Origin of the sequence: Rhodococcus gannanensis (genome assembly GCF_042681175.1) — a bacterium.
Lineage (GTDB): Bacteria > Actinomycetota > Actinomycetes > Mycobacteriales > Mycobacteriaceae > Rhodococcus_G > Rhodococcus_G gannanensis.
Genome location: NZ_JBHUFB010000020.1, coordinates 285,446 through 305,093, shown reverse-complemented (window position 1 = coordinate 305,093; position 19,648 = coordinate 285,446). Strand labels below are relative to the sequence as shown.

Annotated in this window: 17 protein-coding genes; all 17 read left to right on the top strand. The window is 66.8% G+C overall.

Annotated features, from left to right (window positions below; all coding sequences use genetic code 11):
* Positions 1–26: 26 nt before the first annotated feature.
* The 17 genes from nusG to rpoB all read left to right on the top strand — a co-directional run bounded on the left by nusG (position 27) and on the right by rpoB (position 19,644).
* A complete protein-coding gene (gene nusG, locus ACFSJG_RS22210; RefSeq protein ID WP_378487399.1) occupies positions 27–818 on the top strand; it encodes a transcription termination/antitermination protein NusG in 792 nt (263 codons plus the stop codon).
* Between the two features lie 90 nt (positions 819–908).
* On the top strand, positions 909–1,343 hold the full coding sequence (gene rplK, locus ACFSJG_RS22205; RefSeq protein WP_007534031.1) for a 50S ribosomal protein L11: 435 nt from the start codon (positions 909–911) through the stop codon (positions 1,341–1,343).
* Between the two features lie 159 nt (positions 1,344–1,502).
* Positions 1,503–2,219, top strand: a complete 717-nt coding sequence (gene rplA / locus ACFSJG_RS22200; RefSeq protein ID WP_378487398.1) for a 50S ribosomal protein L1 — start codon at positions 1,503–1,505, stop codon at positions 2,217–2,219.
* 551 nt (positions 2,220–2,770) lie between these two features.
* Entirely contained in the window at positions 2,771–3,307 is a 537-nt protein-coding gene (gene rplJ, locus ACFSJG_RS22195; RefSeq protein ID WP_378487397.1) for a 50S ribosomal protein L10, read from the top strand.
* A gap of 111 nt (positions 3,308–3,418) precedes the next feature.
* Entirely contained in the window at positions 3,419–3,805 is a 387-nt protein-coding gene (gene rplL, locus ACFSJG_RS22190; RefSeq protein WP_378487396.1) for a 50S ribosomal protein L7/L12, read from the top strand.
* Positions 3,806–4,076: 271 nt separating this feature from the next.
* Complete coding sequence (locus tag ACFSJG_RS22185; RefSeq protein ID WP_378487395.1) at positions 4,077–5,123, top strand: ABC transporter ATP-binding protein; 1,047 nt, start codon at positions 4,077–4,079, stop codon at positions 5,121–5,123.
* A 6-nt stretch (positions 5,124–5,129) separates the two neighbouring features.
* Complete coding sequence (locus ACFSJG_RS22180; RefSeq protein WP_378487394.1) at positions 5,130–5,924, top strand: MlaE family ABC transporter permease; 795 nt, start codon at positions 5,130–5,132, stop codon at positions 5,922–5,924.
* A 4-nt stretch (positions 5,925–5,928) separates the two neighbouring features.
* Positions 5,929–6,789, top strand: coding sequence for an MlaE family ABC transporter permease (locus tag ACFSJG_RS22175; protein WP_378487393.1), 861 nt, complete (start codon positions 5,929–5,931; stop codon positions 6,787–6,789).
* The gene (locus ACFSJG_RS22170) at positions 6,786–8,135 is read left to right on the top strand and encodes an MCE family protein (RefSeq protein WP_378487392.1); all 1,350 of its coding nucleotides are present in this window, start codon (positions 6,786–6,788) and stop codon (positions 8,133–8,135) included. The genes ACFSJG_RS22175 and ACFSJG_RS22170 overlap by 4 nt, the downstream gene beginning before the upstream one ends.
* A gap of 8 nt (positions 8,136–8,143) precedes the next feature.
* Positions 8,144–9,211, top strand: a complete 1,068-nt coding sequence (locus ACFSJG_RS22165; protein ID WP_378487920.1) for an MCE family protein — start codon at positions 8,144–8,146, stop codon at positions 9,209–9,211.
* Positions 9,208–10,206: an MCE family protein gene (locus tag ACFSJG_RS22160; RefSeq protein ID WP_378487391.1), complete on the top strand. Its 999-nt coding sequence runs from the start codon at positions 9,208–9,210 to the stop codon at positions 10,204–10,206. Before ACFSJG_RS22165 ends, ACFSJG_RS22160 begins: the two co-directional genes overlap by 4 nt.
* 23 nt (positions 10,207–10,229) lie before the next feature.
* Positions 10,230–11,495 (top strand): MCE family protein, encoded by a 1,266-nt coding sequence (locus ACFSJG_RS22155; RefSeq protein ID WP_378487919.1) that lies wholly within the window; start codon positions 10,230–10,232, stop codon positions 11,493–11,495.
* A gap of 8 nt (positions 11,496–11,503) precedes the next feature.
* Positions 11,504–12,799, top strand: a complete 1,296-nt coding sequence (locus ACFSJG_RS22150; protein ID WP_378487390.1) for an MCE family protein — start codon at positions 11,504–11,506, stop codon at positions 12,797–12,799.
* Positions 12,796–14,043, top strand: coding sequence for an MCE family protein (locus ACFSJG_RS22145; protein WP_378487389.1), 1,248 nt, complete (start codon positions 12,796–12,798; stop codon positions 14,041–14,043). The genes ACFSJG_RS22150 and ACFSJG_RS22145 overlap by 4 nt, the downstream gene beginning before the upstream one ends.
* A 68-nt stretch (positions 14,044–14,111) precedes the next feature.
* Positions 14,112–14,720 (top strand): hypothetical protein, encoded by a 609-nt coding sequence (locus tag ACFSJG_RS22140; RefSeq protein ID WP_378487388.1) that lies wholly within the window; start codon positions 14,112–14,114, stop codon positions 14,718–14,720.
* 48 nt (positions 14,721–14,768) lie between these two features.
* Positions 14,769–15,686: a hypothetical protein gene (locus ACFSJG_RS22135; RefSeq protein WP_378487387.1), complete on the top strand. Its 918-nt coding sequence runs from the start codon at positions 14,769–14,771 to the stop codon at positions 15,684–15,686.
* A gap of 457 nt (positions 15,687–16,143) precedes the next feature.
* Positions 16,144–19,644, top strand: a complete 3,501-nt coding sequence (gene rpoB / locus ACFSJG_RS22130) for a DNA-directed RNA polymerase subunit beta (RefSeq protein ID WP_378487918.1) — start codon at positions 16,144–16,146, stop codon at positions 19,642–19,644.
* Positions 19,645–19,648: the final 4 nt, after the last annotated feature.

Sequence of the window (19,648 nt, the reverse complement as noted above, 5' to 3'; positions counted from 1 at the left end):
CGCAATGAGAGGAAGCGAGCGCGCCAGTGAGCACCCCCGATAACGACGCAATTGAGGCCGTGGCCGGAGAGCCCGTTGCCGATGACGCGGTCGCTGCGGAGTCCGCTGACGGCGTGATTGCCGACGAGGCAGTCGAGGCAGAGGCAGCCGAGGCCGAGGTCTCCGACGAGGCCGGCGACGTCGCCGAGGAGCCCGTCGATCCCGTCGCCGAGATGAAGGCCGCGCTCCGTCGCGCCCCCGGTGACTGGTACGTCATCCACTCGTACGCCGGGTACGAGAACAAGGTGAAGGCCAACCTCGAGACCCGCGTCCAGAACCTCGACGTCGGCGACTACATCTTCCAGGTCGAGGTTCCGACCGAAGAGGTCACCGAGATCAAGAACGGCCAGCGCAAGCAGGTCAACCGGAAGGTTCTGCCGGGCTACATCCTCGTCCGTATGGAGCTCAACGACGAGTCGTGGGGTGCCGTGCGCAACACCCCCGGTGTCACAGGATTCGTCGGCGCCACGTCGCGCCCGTCGCCGCTGACCATCAACGAGGTCGTCAAGTTCCTGATGCCGCAGCAGGGCGCGAAGAAGCCCGCTGCTGCCGCGGCCGCAGTCGCAGGCGACACCTCGGCCGAGACGGCGGCCAAGCCGCTGATCGAGGTCGACTTCGAGGTCGGCGAGTCGGTCACCGTCATGGACGGCCCGTTCGCGACGCTGCCCGCCAGCATCAGCGAGGTCAACGCCGAACAGCAGAAGCTCAAGGTTCTGGTGTCGATCTTCGGCCGCGAGACGCCGGTCGAGCTGTCCTTCAACCAGGTCTCGAAGATCTAGTACGAACGGCCCGGCCGCGGTCAGCCAGACGGTGCGGCCCACACACTTGCATTGCAGCAAGAAACACACCCGCAAGAATTAGGAACGAAGATGCCCCCCAAGAAGAAGAAGCTCGCTGGGCTGATCAAGCTTCAGATCCAGGCCGGTCAGGCGAACCCTGCCCCGCCGGTGGGTCCCGCGCTCGGTCAGCACGGCGTGAACATCATGGAGTTCTGCAAGGCCTACAACGCGGCGACCGAGTCGCAGCGTGGCAACGTGATCCCCGTGGAGATCTCCGTCTACGAGGACCGGACCTTCGACTTCAAGTTGAAGACCCCGCCGGCCGCCAAGCTGCTGCTCAAGGCCGCAGGCGTCCAGAAGGGCTCCGGCGAGCCGCACAAGACCAAGGTCGCGACCGTGACCATGGATCAGGTGCGCGAGATCGCGAAGACCAAGCAGGAAGACCTCAACGCCAACGACATCGACGCCGCCGCGAAGATCATCGCCGGCACCGCCCGTTCCATGGGCATCGTCGTCGAGGGCTGAGCGAAGCCCGCATCGGGCTCCGTGGAGTTGATCCACTCCTGCTTCGGCTGACAGTCGAACAGAACCAGAACGCGTGGGAGGACCGGCCAGGTCCGCAACCACAACCGAATCGTTCACCGCCGGACGGCACGTGCCGCGGTGAGAAGTAAGGACAGAAACATGGCAAAGCGCAGCAAGGCGTACCTCGCCGCCGCCGAGAAGGTCGACCCCACCAAGCTCTACAGCCCGCTGCAGGCTGCGAAGCTCGCGAAGGAGACCTCCTCGTCGAAGATGGACGCGACCGTCGAGGTCGCCGTTCGTCTCGGCGTCGATCCCCGCAAGGCGGACCAGATGGTTCGCGGCACCGTCAACCTCCCGCACGGCACCGGTAAGACCGCCCGTGTCATCGTGTTCGCCGCCGGCGAGAAGGCCGCCGAGGCCGAGGCCGCAGGCGCGGACGCCGTCGGCGCCGAGGACCTGATCGAGCGGATCCAGGGCGGCTGGCTGGACTTCGACGCCGCGATCGCCACCCCGGACCAGATGGCCAAGGTCGGCCGCATCGCCCGCGTCCTCGGACCGCGTGGCCTGATGCCGAACCCGAAGACGGGCACCGTCACCACCGACGTGGCGAAGGCCGTTGCGGACATCAAGGGCGGCAAGATCAACTTCCGCGTCGACAAGCAGGCCAACCTGCACTTCGTGATCGGCAAGGCGTCCTTCGACGACGCCAAGCTGGTCGAGAACTACGGCGCCGCGCTGGACGAGATCCTGCGTGCGAAGCCGTCGTCGGCCAAGGGTCGCTACGTCAAGAAGGTCACGGTTTCGACCACCACCGGACCGGGCATCCCGGTGGATCCGAACCGTACCCGCAACCTCCTCGAGGATGCAGAGGCGTAAGTTCGCGCTGAATACAACGAAAGGGCCGGTCGGGAGTTCGCTCCCGGCCGGCCCTTCGGCATGTCGTGGGTCGGCCGACTCGCCGTCTGCCGTACGGCCACACATCGACCCCGCGGCCGGCAACCCGGTCACCGCTGCGGCTGGGCCCGCCGCCGGTGGGGCGTGCGGTGGTCTGGTCGGTGAGGTCACGGCGGGATGCCAAGGACACGATTTGGTGTCGCGACCGGTGTCGCGTACTCTTTTCGAAGAGTTCGACTAGTTCGAGTTCACCCCAAGAAGTTCTACCAAAGACCGTTGGTCACCGGTGTGCGCTGCAGTCAGTTGAGAAGCTGTTGTAGCGAGATCGGTTGAAGGTCCGGAGCAAGTCCGGCGGCCCACGCAGGAGGACGAGGTAGGGGAGAGATCGTTTCGGCGTGAGCCGTGCCATCGCTCCTCATTTACGCCCCGTGTGCCCTGCACCGGGGCGTTTGTCGTGTTGCGGGTCCTTCCGCCGGATGTTTCACACCGTCCGGCAGGACGCACCAACACGATGTCACGAGAGGAGGCGAAGTATGGCAAAGACCGAGAAGGTCACCGCGGTTGCGGAGATCACCGAGCAGTTCAAGGGTTCGACCGCCGCCGTCATCACGGAATACCGTGGTCTGTCGGTGACGAGTCTGACGCAGCTGCGTCGCGCCCTCGGAGAAGGCGCAACCTACTCCGTCGCCAAGAACACCCTGGTCAAGCGTGCCGCCGCTGAGGCGGGCGTCGAGGGCCTTGACGACCTGTTCGTCGGACCGACCGCCATTGCATTCATCAAGGGCGAGCCGGTCGACGCCGCGAAGGCACTGAAGAACTTCGCGAAGGACAACAAGGCGCTTGTCATCAAGGGCGGCTACATGGACGGCGCTGCGCTGTCCGTGGACGAGGTCAACAAGATCGCGGACCTCGAGTCCCGCGAGATCTTGCTGGCCAAGCTTGCCGGCGCGATGAAGGGCAACTTGGCGAAGGCCGCAGGCCTGTTCAACGCTCCCGCGTCGCAGGTGGCCCGTCTGGCCGCCGCGCTGCAGGACAAGAAGGCAGCGGAAGGTTCCGCCGCCGAAAGCTGATCCGCAACGAGACGTCGGGCCAATTGGCGCGAGGTCTTGCGTATCACGTACCACCACCCCTCCCACCTCGTCGCGGATCAGCGACATGGGACTTACAGGAAGGACGCCATCATGGCGAAGCTCACCACCGAAGAGTTGCTGGACCAGTTCAAGGAGCTCACCCTCCTCGAGCTCTCGGAGTTCGTGAAGGCATTCGAGGAGACCTTCGAGGTCACCGCTGCCGCTCCGGTCGCCGTTGCCGCTGCCGGCGCCCCGGCCGCTGCCGCCGACGCCGCTGAGGAGCAGGACGAGTTCGACGTCATCCTCGAGGGTGCCGGCGACAAGAAGATCCAGGTCATCAAGGTCGTCCGTGAGGTCGTCTCCGGTCTGGGCCTGAAGGAGGCGAAGGACCTCGTCGAGGGTGCTCCGAAGCCGATCCTGGAGAAGGTCGCCAAGGAGGCCGCCGAGGCCGCCAAGGAGAAGCTCGAGGCTGCCGGCGCGAAGATCACCGTCAAGTAAGACGTGTGTCGCGTGACGCCTCGGCGTCAGCTTTGATCGGAATAGGGCCGTTCCCCGTTGGGGGAGCGGCCCTTTTCGTGTGCCGACCGCGTGTCTGCGGGACTTGTCCGTTTTCATCCGTTCGAATGGTGAACAAAGTTCCGCCGGTATCCGTTCGGCTCTTGCACTCCTTTCTTACTCGTGAGTAGGATCGGTGGTCACGGGTACCACACTGATGCGATACAGTGACGCAACCCACAGTGGGGGTACCTGTCGAGCAGCGTGGAGGTTAGTGGTGGGAGTTGAGGTAGCGGTCGAGGGGCTGACAAAGTCGTTCGGTTCGCAGAAGATCTGGCAGGACGTCACCCTGACGCTGCCTGCGGGGGAGGTCAGCGCGCTGCTGGGCCCGTCCGGTACCGGCAAGTCCGTATTCCTCAAGTCGCTGATCGGCCTGCTGCGGCCCGAGCAGGGATCGATCGTCATCGACGGCACGGACATCCTCCAGTGCTCATCGAAGGAGCTCTACGAGATCCGACAGATGTTCGGTGTCCTCTTCCAGGACGGCGCGCTGTTCGGCTCGATGAACCTGTACGACAACGTCGCCTTCCCGCTGCGGGAGCACACCAAGAAGTCCGAGTCCGACATCCGCAAGATCGTGATGGAGAAGCTCGAGCTCAACGGTCTGCTCGGCGCGGAGAACAAGCTGCCCGGTGAGATCTCCGGCGGTATGCGCAAGCGAGCGGGTCTGGCCCGCGCGCTCGTGCTCGATCCGGAGATCATCCTCGTCGACGAGCCCGACTCGGGCCTCGACCCGGTCCGCACGACCTACCTGAGCCAGCTGCTGATCGACATCAACGCGCAGATCGACGCGACGATCCTGATCGTGACGCACAACATCAACCTGGCCCGTACCGTCCCGGACAACCTGGGCATGCTCTTCCGCAAGCAGCTGGTCATGTTCGGGCCCCGCGAAGTGCTGCTCACCAGCGAGGAGCCCGTCGTCAAGCAGTTCCTCAACGGCAGCAAGATCGGCCCGATCGGCATGTCGGAGGAGAAGGACGACTCCCAGATGGCCGCCGAGTTGGCCATGAAGGAGGCCGGTCACCACGACGGTTCGCAGGAGGTGTCCGGTGTCGTCCCGCAGATGCAGGCGACCCCGGGGATGCCCGTCCGGCAGGCCGTCCACCGCAGGCAGGACCGCGTCCGGTCCATCCTGCACACGCTGCCGCCCGAGGCGCAGGCGAGCATCATCGAGAGCTTCGGTGACGCCGACGACGCCACGCAGGTGATCCCTGCCTACAGCGACGCCGCAGCGGATTCGTCCTGGGGTCACGGGTAGCCGCGGGTGGGGGGACCGAAGAGCGCGCTGCTGAGTCCACTGTCAGCGGCGCTGACCCAGGCCGGCCTGATCGTCCAGCTGTTCGTCGATGTCGTCAGGAACACCTTCCGCAAGCCGTTCCAGTTTCGTGAGTTCATCGAGCAGGCCTGGTTCATCGCCAGCGTGACCATCCTGCCGACGGCGCTCGTCGCGATTCCGTTCGGCGCTGTCGTATCGCTCCAGACGGGTTCGCTGATCAAGCAGCTCGGTGCGGAGGCATTCACCGGCGCAGCCAGCGTGCTTGCCGTGATCCAGCAGGGCAGTCCGATCGTGACGGCCCTGCTGATCGCGGGCGCCGCCGGCTCCGCGGTGACGGCCGATCTCGGCTCGCGCACGATTCGCGAGGAGATCGACGCGATGGAGGTGCTCGGTATCGACCCGGTGCACCGGCTCGTCGTCCCCCGGGTTCTCGCGATGGTGCTCGTCGCGCTGCTGCTCAACGGTCTCGTCTCGGTTGTCGGCATCGCCGGCGGCTACTTCTTCAACGTGATCCTTCAGGGCGGGACACCGGGCGCGTACCTCGCGTCGTTCTCGGCGCTCGCCCAGCTTCCCGACCTCTACGTGGCGGAAGCCAAGGCGGCGATCTTCGGCGTCATCGCCGGCGTGGTCGCGGCGTACAAGGGCCTGCACCCCAACCCCGGCCCGAAGGGTGTGGGCGAGGCGGTGAACCAGACCGTCGTCATCACGTTCCTGCTGCTCTTCTTCGCGAACCTGATCCTGACCATGGTGTACCTGCAGATCGTTCCGGCGAAGGGGGCATGAGTCGATGACCATCGCCAAGGGCCGCGGCGACCGAACCGCGATGCTCGCCCGGCGGGCGGGCAGGGCGCCGCTGCACATGCTCGACCGCGCGGGCGACCAGATGTCGTTCTACGCCCGCGCCATCGGTTGGATTCCGCGGACGATCACCCACTACGGGCGTGAGGTGCTGCGACTACTTGCCGAGGTCACCTTCGGCAGCGGCGCGCTCGCCGTCATCGGTGGCACGATCGGCGTGATCGTGATGATGTCCGGCTTCACCGGCGTCGTCGTCGGACTCCAGGGGTACGCGGCGCTCGACCAGCTCGGCAGCTCGGTGCTCACGGGCTTCCTGTCCGCATACGTCAACACGCGCGAGATCGCGCCCATCGTGGCGGCGCTGGCGCTGTCCGCGACGGTTGGCTGTGGCTTCACGGCGCAGCTCGGTGCCATGCGGATCTCCGAGGAGATCGATGCGCTCGAGGTGATGGCGGTGCCGTCGGTGCCGTTCCTCGTCACGACCCGCATGGTCGCCGGATTCGTCGCGGTGATCCCGCTGTACATCGTCGGTCTGCTGGCGTCGTACTTTGCGTCGAGGATCATCAGCACGGTCTTCAACGGCCAGTCCACGGGGTCGTACGACCACTACTTCAACCTGTTCCTGCCACCGGCCGACGTGCTGTGGTCGTTCGGCAAGGTGCTGGTCTTCGCATTCGTACTCATCATGATCCACTGCTACTACGGCTACACCGCGTCCGGCGGTCCCGCCGGCGTCGGCGTCGCGGTGGGACGTGCGGTGCGCACCGCGATCGTCACCGTCGCGGTGCTCGACTTCTTCCTCAGTCTCGCGATCTGGGGTACCACGACGACTGTGCGGGTGGCGGGATGAGCACCGACATCTCGGCGCTGCGACGCCGACTGCTCGGCGTGGTGTTCTTCCTCGTCCTCGCGCTGTTCCTGGCGTTCACGATCGGGGTCTACAACAAGTCGTTCACCAAGTCCGTCAACGTCGCTCTCGTCACCGACACGGTCGGGAACTCGCTGCCCTCGCACGCGGACGTGAAGGTCCGCGGGCTGATCGTCGGTGAGGTGCGCTCGACGTCCACGAAGGACGGCGAGGTCACCTCCCAACTTGCGATCTCTCCGGACAAGGCCGAACTCATCCCGTCCAACGCGACGGCCCGGCTGCTGCCGAAGACGTTGTTCGGTGAGCGCTACGTGGCGCTGATCGTTCCGGAGGGCGACACCGCGCCGCCGATCTCCGACGGCGACACCCTCTACCAGGACACCAGTGGCAACGCGATCGAGGTCGGGGAGCTGCTCGACGGACTGCTGCCGTTGCTGCAGGCGGTTCCCCCGCAGGATCTCGCCAACACCCTCGGCGCGCTGAACCAGGCCCTCACGGGCCGCGGCGACGAGATCGGCTCGAGCCTGGAACGTCTCGAGACGATCTTCGCGGGCGTGAACACGGAGCTGCCCAACCTCGAGCAGTCCCTGCGCGGGCTCGCCGACTTCTCGCAGACATACTCCGAGGCCGCGCCCGAGCTCGTGAGTGCGCTCGACAATCTGCGGACCACCGGTGCGACCGTCGTCCAGCAGCAGAACCAGATCCGCGCGCTGATGTCCGCGGCCACCGCGACCGCGGGCACGACGGCCGACTTCCTCGAGGCCAACCGTGACTCGCTGATCTCGATCACCGCCGATTCGCGGGAGACGCTCGAGGTGCTGGCAGCGGCGTCGCCGACCTTCGGCTGCATGTTCGCGCAGTTCGTGCCGATCGTGGAGCGCGCCAACGGCATTCTCGGCCTGAACCCGGACGGCAGCCTGCAGGACCACCCGGGCGCGCGGGCGGCGACGGTGTTCGTCAACCCGAAGGGCCGTTACCTGCCGAACCAGGACGAGCCGCGACTCTTCGACAACCGTGGTGCCAAGTGCTACACACCCGCCGGTCCGGGGGAGAACTTCCCGCAGTACCCCGGCGGGTCATACAACGACGGCGCCTATCAGGTGCCCTCGCGTAATCCCGGCCCCTCGTACGTGCCGTCGCCCGCGGCGCCGCAGTACGCACCCGTTCCCGGGGTAACGCCCGCGAGCTACACAGGATCGACGTACGAACAGGACACGCTGGCAGTGATCTACGGGACGGGCACGGGTACGTCGCCCGAGGAGGTGCCCGGCTGGACGACCCTGCTGGGAGCGCCGGCGCTACGCGGGGCGGAGGTGAGCGTCCGATGAAGGCACAGTTGCGGGGGCTCGCGGGTCCGCTGACGAAGCTCGTGATCTTCGCCGTCGTGACGATCACGGCGACCGCGCTGCTGGCGTTCACCATCGCCAACACCGGTGGCGGTGGCGGCACCCGGTTCAATGCGGTCTTCTCCGACGTCACCTCGCTCAACAAGGGTGACGAGGTGCGCATCGCCGGTGTCCGCGTCGGGCAGGTCGACAAGATCTCGATCGTCAACGACAGGGAGGCGAAGGTCGAGTTCTCCCTGACGGACCGCGACTGGCTGCCGGTCGGATCCACGGCCACCATCCGCTACCGGAACCTGGTGGGGCAGCGCTACATCGCTCTCGAGCAGGGTGAGGGGCCGCAGGGCGTCAAGATGACCGAGGGGCAGACGATCGATCTCGCCCACACCAAGCCGGCGGTCAACCTCACGACCCTGTTCAACGGGTTCCGGCCGCTGTTCCAGACGCTCAGCGCCGACGACGTGAACAAGCTGTCGTACCAGATCATCCAGGTCTTCCAGGGGGAGGGCGGGACCATCTCGGAGCTCGTGCGCAACACTGCATCCCTGACGAACACGATCGCGGACAAGGACCGGGTGATCGGGGACGTGATCGACAATCTCAACGTGGTCCTCGCGACCGTGAACGAGCACGACGAGGAACTGAGCTCGCTGATCGTGAACACGCAGCAGCTGGTGACCGGGCTCGCGAACGACCGTGGCGTGGTCGGCGACGCCGTCACGTCCCTCGCCGTCCTCACCGACACCGCCGCGGACGTCCTCGAGCCGACGCGGCCGTCGATCCAGGGTTCGGTGTCGGCGCTGAACACTCTCGCGAGCACGCTGAACGAGCAGAGCGACCAGGTGAACGCGGTCCTGGCCAACCTGCCCGTCAAGCTCGAGAAGCTCAGCCGCATCGCAAGTTTCGGGTCCTGGTTCCAGTTCTACCTCTGTGGCATCGACGTCGTCGCCGGGCCGGGTGACTCGCCGTACCTGAACCTGCCGACCGGCCTGCCGACGGTGAACCAGCCGCTGTACACGAACGCGGCCCCGCGCTGCTCGGCGAACGGAGCCGGTCAGTGAGCGAGCCGCGGCGCAGCCCTGCGCAAACCGGAGCACTCGGCATCGTCATCGTCCTGCTGGCGACGATGTCGGCGTTCTTCCTCGAGGACCTGCCGATCATCGGTGCGGGATCGACGTATCGTGCCGAGTTCAGCGAGGCCGCCGGTCTCAAACCCGACAACGAGGTCCGGATCGCCGGTGTGAAGGTCGGCAAGGTCACCGACGTCTCGCTCGAGGGCGATCGCGTCGAGGTCGCGTTCAAGGTCAAGGACGCCTGGGTCGGTGACCAGACCACCGCGTCGATCCAGATCAAGACGATCCTCGGGCAGAAGTACCTCGCCCTCGATCCCCGTGGCGACGAGGCGCTCTCGCCGAGCGCGACCATCCCACTGGACCGGACGACGTCGCCCTACGACGTCATCGACGCCTTCTCCAGCGCCGCGTCGACGATCGACAAGATCGACACTCCGCAGCTGGCGCAGAGCATGCAGACCCTGTCGGAGGCCTTCGAGGGCACCCCGGCGGACATCCGCGCCTCCCTCGACGGTGTCGCGCGGCTGTCCCAGACGATCGAGAGCCGGGACGCCGAGCTGACCAAGCTGTTCGCCGCGACGGCGAAGACGTCGACCGTGCTGGCGGATCGCAACACCGAATTCACCGAGCTGATCTCCAGCGCCGGACTGCTTCTCGGTGAGCTCAACGCCCGCCAGCAGTCGATCTCACAACTGCTGACCGGCACGCAGCGCCTGTCGCAGCAGCTCACCGGGCTGGTGCGGGACAACGAGGCGCAGATCGGGCCGGCTCTGGAACAACTGCGCGGTGTGGTGCAGATCCTGCAGGACAACAACGAGAACCTGAACCAGGCGATGAAGCTGTACGCGCCGTTCACGCGGTTGTACGCGAACATCGTCGGCAACGGCCGCTGGTTCGACCAGGTCGTGGTCAACCTGACGCCGCCGGGGCTGCCCTTGATTCCGGGCTACCGGGATCCGGTGCGCACACTGGGAGACAACTGATGACGGGCGTGACAACGGGGCGGATGCCGAAGTTCAGTCGAGCCCAGGTCCTCACCACGATCGGCGTCGTGATCGCGGTACTCGTCGTCGCGGTCGGCGGCTGGTGGATCTACGCCCGGGCCGGAACCACGACGATCACCGCCTACTTCGACAAGTCGGTGGGCATCTACTCGGGCTCGGACGTCCGCGTGCTCGGGGTCAAGGTCGGTGAGGTCAACGAGGTGACACCGCTCGGCGACGAGGTCCGCGTGGTGATGAGGGTCGACCGCGGTGTCGACGTTCCCGCCGATGCGAAGGCTGCGCAGGTCACCCCGTCGGTGGTGGCGGACCGCTACATCCAGCTCGCCCCCGCGTACTCCGGTGGCCCCGTGATGGAGTCCGGCGCGACCATCCCCAGGGAGCGGACCGCGACACCCGTCGAGGTGGACCAGCTGTACGCGAGCATCGAGGACCTGTCCGACGCGCTCGGTCCGAACGGAGCGAACAAGGACGGCGCGCTCACGAACCTGGTCGACACGGCCGCGGCGAATCTCGACGGCAACGGCGAGGCCCTCGGCAACACGATCACGGAGCTGTCCCGGGCCGCGGCGACGCTGAACTACAGCCGCGGCGACCTGTTCGACACGGTCGACAACCTGCAGACCTTCGTGAGCGCGCTCGCCGCGAACGACGAGCAGGTCCGGCAGTTCAACACGCAGCTCGCCGACCTCAGCGGATTCCTCGACGGGGAGCGGGAGAACCTCGGGGCGGCACTCAACCAGCTGTCCGTCGCGCTCGGCGACGTCGCGGTCTTCGTTCAGGACAACAAGGACCTCGTCGCGAGCAACGCGGAGCGACTGGTCCAGGTGACGCAGACCCTCGCGGACAACAGGCAGGACCTCGTCGACGCCTTGACGGTGCTGCCGCTCGCGATCAGCAACGTCGTCAACTCGTACGACGCCGAATCCGGGACCCTGGCGTCACGGCTCGTGCTGCCGGAAACCCAGGACCCGTACGGTGCCCTCTGCAAGCTGATCGACCTCGGCAAACTGATGCCGGGCGACCCCGAATTCGAGGCGTTGAGCCGGCAGATGCGTCCGGTCATCGAGAACTGCAACGTGATCATGGACCAGATGACGGCCGGGGTGAAGACCCCGACGCTGAACCTTCCGTTCGGCATTCTCAGCGGTGACAACCTGCAGCGTCCGGCGCAGCCGGGCACGGTGCCGGGCACCGTTTCGCCGCGGCTCGGCAATTCGCAGGCACCGGGGCTGGCGGAGCAGGACGACGCTGCGGGGGGTGGCCAGTGAGGCGGTCGATGACGCAGCGGTGGGCGGCGGCCAGGGGTCTCGCGCTCGGCGTGGGTGCCTGTGCGACGGCTCTGGTCGTCACCGGGTGTGGGTCGGGCATCTACAGCGTCCCGCTCCCGGGCGGCGCCGCGATCGGTGACGACCCGATGCACCTGACGGTGCAGTTCGACGACGTTCTCGACCTCGTGCCGCAGTCGACAGTCAAGGTCGACGGTGTCGCGGTCGGGCGGGTGGAGACGATCGGCGTCCCCGACGACGGCTGGACCGCCGACGTCGACGTCGTCGTGGACTCCTCCGTCGACCTGCCTGCGAATGCCGTCGCGAGCGTGCAGCAGACGAGCCTGCTCGGTGAGAAGTACATCGAGTTGGAGGCTCCGGAGTTCGAGCCGTCCTCGGGGCGTCTCGAGGACGGTGCGACGATTCCGGTGGACCGCACCCGGCACGCCACCGACATCGAGCAGGTGCTCGGTGCGCTGTCGCTGCTGCTCAACGGTGGTGGTGTCGCGCAGTTGCAGCCGATCATCCACGAGCTGACGGTGGCGTTCGACGGCCGCGAGGACCGGGTTCGCTCCCTGCTCGACCAGGCGAACACCCTGATCGGTGGGCTGGAGCGGCAGAAGGACGAGATCACGCGTGCACTCGACGGCCTCGACGCGCTCTCGGGCCGGGTCGCCGAGCAGACGGATCAGATCGACGCGATCCTCGCGGAGATCCCGCCTGCGGTGCAGGTCCTCAACGAGCAGCGGCCGCAGTTCGTGCAGATGCTCGGCCAGCTCGACCGGCTCGGCGACGTCGGAGCGGACGTGCTGACACGCTCGCGGGACGACCTGATCGCGGATCTGCGGGCCTTGCGGCCGACGCTGCAGGCGCTGGCCGATTCGAGCGAGGACCTGGTGACGTCGCTGCCGCTCATTCCGACGTTCCCGTTCCCGGACGGCGCGGAGAAGGTCATCCACGGAAACTCGATGAACCTGTTCCTGACCCTCGACCTGCGGCTCGGTCAGCAGTTGGACGCGTTGGGCGTGGGACAGCCCGACCCGGTGTACGTTCCGCCGCCGCCCGGCTACAACGGTTACGTCCCGAACGTCGACCCGTCGAATCCGTACTACAACGGCAACGGACCGCGTCCGGGCTGGCCGACGGTGTCGTTGCTGCCGCTGCCGCCGATCGTGCCCGCGCCCGCACCGCCCGCGGGTCAGCCGCCGGCGCCGGGCACCGAGCCGATCGCCGGTGAGGTGCAGGATTCCGCGCCGCAGAACCCGCTCAGCGGGCTGCTCGACTCGTTGGGGGTGGGTGGCCGATGAGGTCGAGACTGGTTCGGGTCCAGTTGGTCGTGTTCGTCCTGGTGGCGGCTGTGGGTCTGTTGTACGTCGGCGCGACGTACGTCCGGCTCGACAATCTGCTCGGGTTCGGGCAGTACCGGGTGACCGCCGACTTCGCGGACTCCGGTGGCATCTTCACCAACGCCGAGGTCACCTATCGGGGTGTCCCGGTCGGTCGCGTCGGAGAGTTGCACCTGACCGACGACGGAGTCGAGGTCGACCTGGAGCTCGACAGTGGCGGCCCGTCGATTCCCGCGTCGGCGCGGGCGGTGGTCGCGAACCGTTCGGCGATCGGCGAGCAGTACGTCGATCTGCAGCCGACGTCGGACGAGGGGCCGTACCTCGAGGACGGCTCGGTCATCACACGGCAGGACACCACGATCCCGGTACCGGTCGAGCAGGTGCTGGCGAGCGCGAACTCGCTGGTGCGCTCGGTTCCGCTGGACTCGCTGAACACCACCGTCACCGAGCTCGGTCGTGCCTTCGACGGTCGTGGTGACGATCTCCAGGTGCTCGTCGACTCGGTGAACTCGCTCAGCGAAGCAGGCATCGAGCACCTCCCGCAGACGTTGCAGCTGATCCGCGACAGTCGGGTGGTGCTGGACACCCAGTCGGAGCAGTCGTCGGCGATCCGGCAGTTCAGTGCCGACCTCAATCGGATCTCTGCGCAGTTGCGCACCAGCGACCCGGATCTCCGCCGGTTGATCGAGACGGGCACCGCGGCGAGCAAGGAGGTCGGCTCGCTGATCGACGTGGCGGGTCCCTCCCTGACCACCGATCTGAACAACCTGGCACTGGTGACCGCGGCTCTCGGACCGCGCGCGATCGCGCTGAACACCCTGTTGACGTTCCTGCCGGCACTGGCCGCGGGTGCGGGCACCGCCGCGTCGGGGGACGGGACCCTGGGTCAGGGGCTGATCCTCGAGGTGAACCAGCCGCCGCCGTGCACGCTGGGGTACGAGGGCACGTACGAGATCCTCGACCAGATGAAGCGGGAGAACCCGGACTTCGACCCGACCGAGGACGAGTTCCCGCTGAACACGAACGCGAACTGCACGACGCCGCTCGGCAGCATCACCGGTGTCCGGTCGGCGAATCGCGTCGTCTACGCGGACCCGATGACTCCGCAGCCGTGGGACGACAAGCCGAAGGTGGCCCCGGAGGCGCTGAACCTGAACCCGGTCGCGACGCAGCTGGCGGCGTTGATGGGCATCACCCCGAAGTGAGGTGCTCACGGGCCGGTTCGGACGGCCCGCCGGGGGCGGAAGTTACTTTCAAGTAGGGTGGATCTGTGATGCGTAACACGACACTGCTCAAGCCTGCGTTGGTGGCGGTGAGCCTGCTCGCCGTCGTGGCGCTCGGATTCGCGGCCTGGTTCGGGTACGGCTGGGCGCACGCCCTGATCGTCGAGAAGCCGACCGCGACCGCCCGCGACGACGCGCTGACCGGCGCCCGTCAGGTGGCGGTCAACCTCAACACGGTGAACCCGGAGGACCTGGACGGAACGTTCGCGAACATGGAGTCGTCGATCACCGGCGACGACATGGTCGCCTCGCTGAACGAGACGCGCGACGCGCTGGCCGAGCAGATCCGCCAGACAGGTGCCAAGAGCGAGGCGCAGGTCCTGGATGCGACGCTGACCGACTTCAGCCGGGACGAGGGGACGGCGACCGCGCTGGTCGTGCTCACGTCCACCACGACATGGCCCGATCGGGATCCGAACAAGATCAAGCTGACCATGCGCATCGGGCTCACCGAGGTGGACGACCAGTGGAAGGGCTCGAAGGTCGAGCCGATCGGCACGCCGCAGGCCATGGATGCGGGTACGCCCGCGGTTCCAGCACCGGCGCCGGCCACCGGCGGCGCCGAGGCGCCCGCACCGGATGCGGGTGACGGCGGCTGACACGCCGCGACCACCGTCCGTCCACCGTGTTCGTCAGGAGTTCCAGCAGTGCCCCCTCAACGTCGTAACACCAACCCCACCCCGTCGAAGGGGCGTACGCCCAAGATCGCGGGCAGGCAGACGCCCCGCGGCGACCACGTCGCGCCGGCCGACACCGACCGGCGTGAGCCCGAGCTGCGTGAGCCGACACCGGCGATCGACGCGACGCCGGCGCCTGCCGCGTCGACCACCGACGAGGGAACGGATCGACCTGCTCCCGACCGCGGGGCCGACGCAGTCGAGGACGCCCCGACTTCGTCCGACGCCGCAGTGTCGGTGTCGGAGGGACCCTCCGACGCGACCGCGGGCGAGTCGTCCGACACGACCGCGTCGGAGGAACCGCAGTCCCGTGCGCGTCCCGTGTACCGCGCGAGTTCGCTGCGGCCACGACCGCAGGAGCCGGACGAGGGGGATGCCGCCGAGGATGCGGCGACCGTCGCTGCAGGCTGGCGCAGGGTGGCGGTGGTGGGCGCCGTCGCCGTCGCGCTCGCGGTCTTCGCCGTGATCGCGTGGCTGCGTCCCGGCGGGGAGGTCGACAATCGTGCCTGGGTCGACGACGCCGAGACGATGCAGGTGACCGCGGCGGCCCGCGACGCGATCCAGACCCTCTACACGTACGGGTTCGAGACCGTCGACCAGGACTTCGACGCCGCCCGTGGCGTCCTCTCGGACGACATGCGGTCGCAGTTCGACCAGACCGCCCAGGTGACCCGTGACGCGGTGATTCAGACGAAGACGAAGACGAACGCCGAGGTCACGGACATCGGGGTGAAGCTGCTGAGCGACGACCACGCCGAGTTGGTGGCGACCATGAACGTCAGCGCCACCAACGACGGCGCCGCCCAGGGCAGTGCCTCCGGACCGCTGTCCGTGACCATGACGCGGGTGGACGGCGAGTGGTTGCTGGCGGACATCCGGGACCGCTGACCAGGGTGTCGGCAGCGAGCCGACCGGGTGTGGGCGACGAATAGTGCGGTTCGGTCTTGACGCCGGGCGCGTGACGCGTCACTCTATTGGCGAGACCTGCGAGAGATCGTGAGTCCGGATGGTCACGCGCCGGCGCAAATGGAGGCATCGGGCGCGGGTACCGCACAGGTACGGAGCATCGGGCACATGGTTTTCGAACCGTCTCTTGAACCCGTGATCTCACTTCGGTGATCGAATCTCAGGTTTCTTGACGCGCCTGTTTGTATTCTGCGCGGATTTCCGGTACTGTTGGACGTTGCGCTGGCTGCCTCCTGTCCACCTCTTTGCCCTGCCGCATCGAAGTTTTTTGCTTCCTGCGTGGTGGTGACGGGTTTCGTTCGGGTCGTGACCAGCGAATTCGCCCCACAGAAGAAGCAGATACAGCGGCGGTCGCACGCAAGTGAGCGGCCCGCGTGAGGTGCTGGAAGGACGCATCTTGGCAGTCTCTAGCCAGACCAAGGCCGGAATCCCCGGAGCCCCGAAGAGGGTGTCGTTCGCGAAGATTCGCGAACCTCTCGAAGTCCCGGGTCTACTTGATCTTCAGACCGATTCCTTCGAATGGTTGATCGGCTCGCCCGAATACCGTGAGCGAGTCAAGGCTCGCGGAGACGAGGGTGCGACCGGCGGCCTGGAGGACATCCTCGCCGAACTGTCCCCAATCGAGGACTTCTCGGGCTCGATGTCCCTGTCCTTCTCCGATCCGCGCTTCGACGAGGTCAAGGCCTCCGTCGAGGAGTGCAAGGACAAGGACATGACGTACGCGGCTCCGCTGTTCGTCACTGCCGAGTTCATCAACAACAACACCGGCGAGATCAAGAGCCAGACGGTCTTCATGGGTGACTTCCCGATGATGACCGACAAGGGCACCTTCATCATCAACGGCACCGAGCGTGTCGTGGTGTCCCAGCTCGTCCGCTCGCCCGGCGTCTACTTCGACGAGAGCATCGACAAGGCCACCGAGAAGACGCTGCACAGCGTCAAGGTGATCCCGGGTCGTGGTGCCTGGCTCGAGTTCGACGTCGACAAGCGCGACACCGTCGGCGTTCGCATCGACCGCAAGCGCCGTCAGCCGGTCACCGTGCTGCTCAAGGCGCTCGGCTGGACCACCGAGCAGATCACGGAGCGCTTCGGTTTCTCCGAGATCATGATGTCCACGCTCGAGAAGGACAACGCCGCGGGCACCGACGAGGCGCTCCTCGACATCTACCGCAAGCTGCGTCCGGGCGAGCCTCCGACCAAGGAGTCCGCGCAGACCCTGCTGGAGAACCTGTTCTTCAAGGAGAAGCGCTACGACCTCGCTCGCGTGGGTCGCTACAAGATCAACAAGAAGCTGGGCCTGAACGCGGGCCAGCCGATCACCGCGTCGACCCTCACCGAGGAAGACATCGTCGCGACGGTCGAGTACCTGGTCCGCCTGCACGCCGGCGACCAGAACATGACCGTCCCCGGCGGCGTCGAGGTTCCCGTCGAGGTCGACGACATCGACCACTTCGGCAACCGTCGTCTGCGCACCGTGGGCGAGCTGATCCAGAACCAGATCCGCGTGGGCCTGTCCCGCATGGAGCGCGTGGTCCGCGAGCGGATGACCACCCAGGACGTCGAGGCGATCACGCCGCAGACCCTGATCAACATCCGCCCGGTCGTCGCCGCGATCAAGGAGTTCTTCGGAACCTCCCAGCTGTCGCAGTTCATGGACCAGAACAACCCGCTGTCGGGTCTGACCCACAAGCGTCGTCTCTCGGCGCTCGGCCCCGGCGGTCTGTCCCGTGAGCGCGCCGGCCTCGAGGTCCGCGACGTCCACTCCTCGCACTACGGCCGTATGTGCCCGATCGAGACCCCCGAGGGTCCGAACATCGGTCTGATCGGTTCGCTCTCGGTGTACGCGCGGGTCAACCCGTTCGGCTTCATCGAGACCCCGTACCGCAAGGTCGTGGACGGTCAGGTCACGGACGAGGTGCACTACCTGACCGCCGACGAGGAGGATCGCCACGTCGTCGCCCAGGCCAACTCGGCCGTAGATTCGTCCGGCCACTTCGCGGAGGACCGGATCCTGGTTCGCCGTAAGGGCGGCGAGGTCGAGTTCGTCTCGTCCACCGACGTCGACTACATGGACGTCTCGCCGCGGCAGATGGTCTCGGTCGCGACCGCGATGATCCCGTTCCTCGAGCACGACGACGCCAACCGCGCGCTGATGGGCGCGAACATGCAGCGTCAGGCCGTGCCGCTGGTCCGTTCCGAGTCGCCGCTGGTCGGCACCGGTATGGAGCTGCGTGCCGCAGTCGACGCCGGCGACGTCATCGTCACCGAGAAGACCGGTGTCATCGAAGAGGTCTCCGCCGACTACGTCACGGTCATGGCCGACGACGGAAGCCGCAAGACCTACCGCCTGAACAAGTTCGCCCGCTCGAACCAGGGCACCTGCTCCAACCAGCGTCCGATCGTGGACGAGGGTCAGCGGGTCGAGGCCGGTCAGGTCCTGGCCGACGGTCCCTGCACCGAGAACGGCGAGATGGCGCTCGGCAAGAACCTGCTCGTGGCGATCATGCCGTGGGAGGGCCACAACTACGAGGACGCGATCATCCTGTCGCAGCGCCTCGTGGAAGAGGACGTGCTGACCTCGATCCACATCGAGGAGCACGAGATCGACGCCCGCGACACCAAGCTCGGTGCCGAGGAGATCACCCGGGACATCCCGAACGTCTCCGACGAGGTCCTCGCCGACCTCGACGAGCGCGGCATCGTGCGCATCGGTGCCGAGGTTCGCGACGGCGACATCCTCGTCGGCAAGGTCACCCCGAAGGGCGAGACCGAGCTGACCCCCGAGGAGCGGCTGCTCCGCGCCATCTTCGGTGAGAAGGCGCGCGAGGTTCGCGACACGTCCCTCAAGGTGCCCCACGGTGAGACCGGCAAGGTCATCGGCGTCCGCGTGTTCTCGCGCGAGGACGACGACGATCTGCCTCCCGGTGTCAACGAGCTGGTCCGCGTCTACGTTGCCCAGAAGCGCAAGATCCAGGACGGCGACAAGCTCGCCGGCCGCCACGGCAACAAGGGCGTCATCGGCAAGATCCTCCCGCAGGAGGACATGCCGTTCCTCTCGGACGGCACGCCGGTCGACATCATCCTGAACACCCACGGTGTTCCGCGTCGTATGAACATCGGTCAGGTTCTCGAGACGCACCTCGGCTGGATCGGCAAGACCGGCTGGAACGTGCAGATCGCGGGCGACGGCACCCGACCGGAGTGGGCCGCGAGCCTGCCCGAGGAGATGCTGTCCGCCCCGGCCGACTCGAACATCGCGACGCCGGTGTTCGACGGTGCCAAGGAGGACGAGCTCACCGGTCTGCTGGGCGCGACGCTGCCCAACCGTGACGGCGAGCAGATGGTCGGCTCGGACGGCAAGGCGACGCTGTTCGACGGTCGTTCCGGCGAGCCGTTCCCGTACCCGGTCTCGGTCGGCTACATGTACATCATCAAGCTGCACCACCTGGTCGACGACAAGATCCACGCGCGTTCGACCGGCCCGTACTCGATGATCACCCAGCAGCCGCTCGGTGGTAAGGCCCAGTTCGGTGGCCAGCGCTTCGGTGAGATGGAGTGCTGGGCGATGCAGGCGTATGGCGCCGCATACACCCTGCAGGAGCTGCTCACCATCAAGTCCGATGACGTGGTGGGTCGCGTGAAGGTGTACGAGGCGATCGTCAAGGGCGAGAACATCCCCGAGCCCGGCATCCCCGAGTCGTTCAAGGTTCTCCTCAAGGAGCTCCAGTCGCTGTGCCTCAACGTGGAGGTGCTGTCGAGTGACGGCGCTGCCATCGAGATGCGCGACGGCGACGACGAGGATCTGGAGCGGGCGGCCGCGAACCTGGGCATCAACCTGTCCCGGAACGAAGCCGCGACGGTCGACGACCTCGCGAACTAGGAGC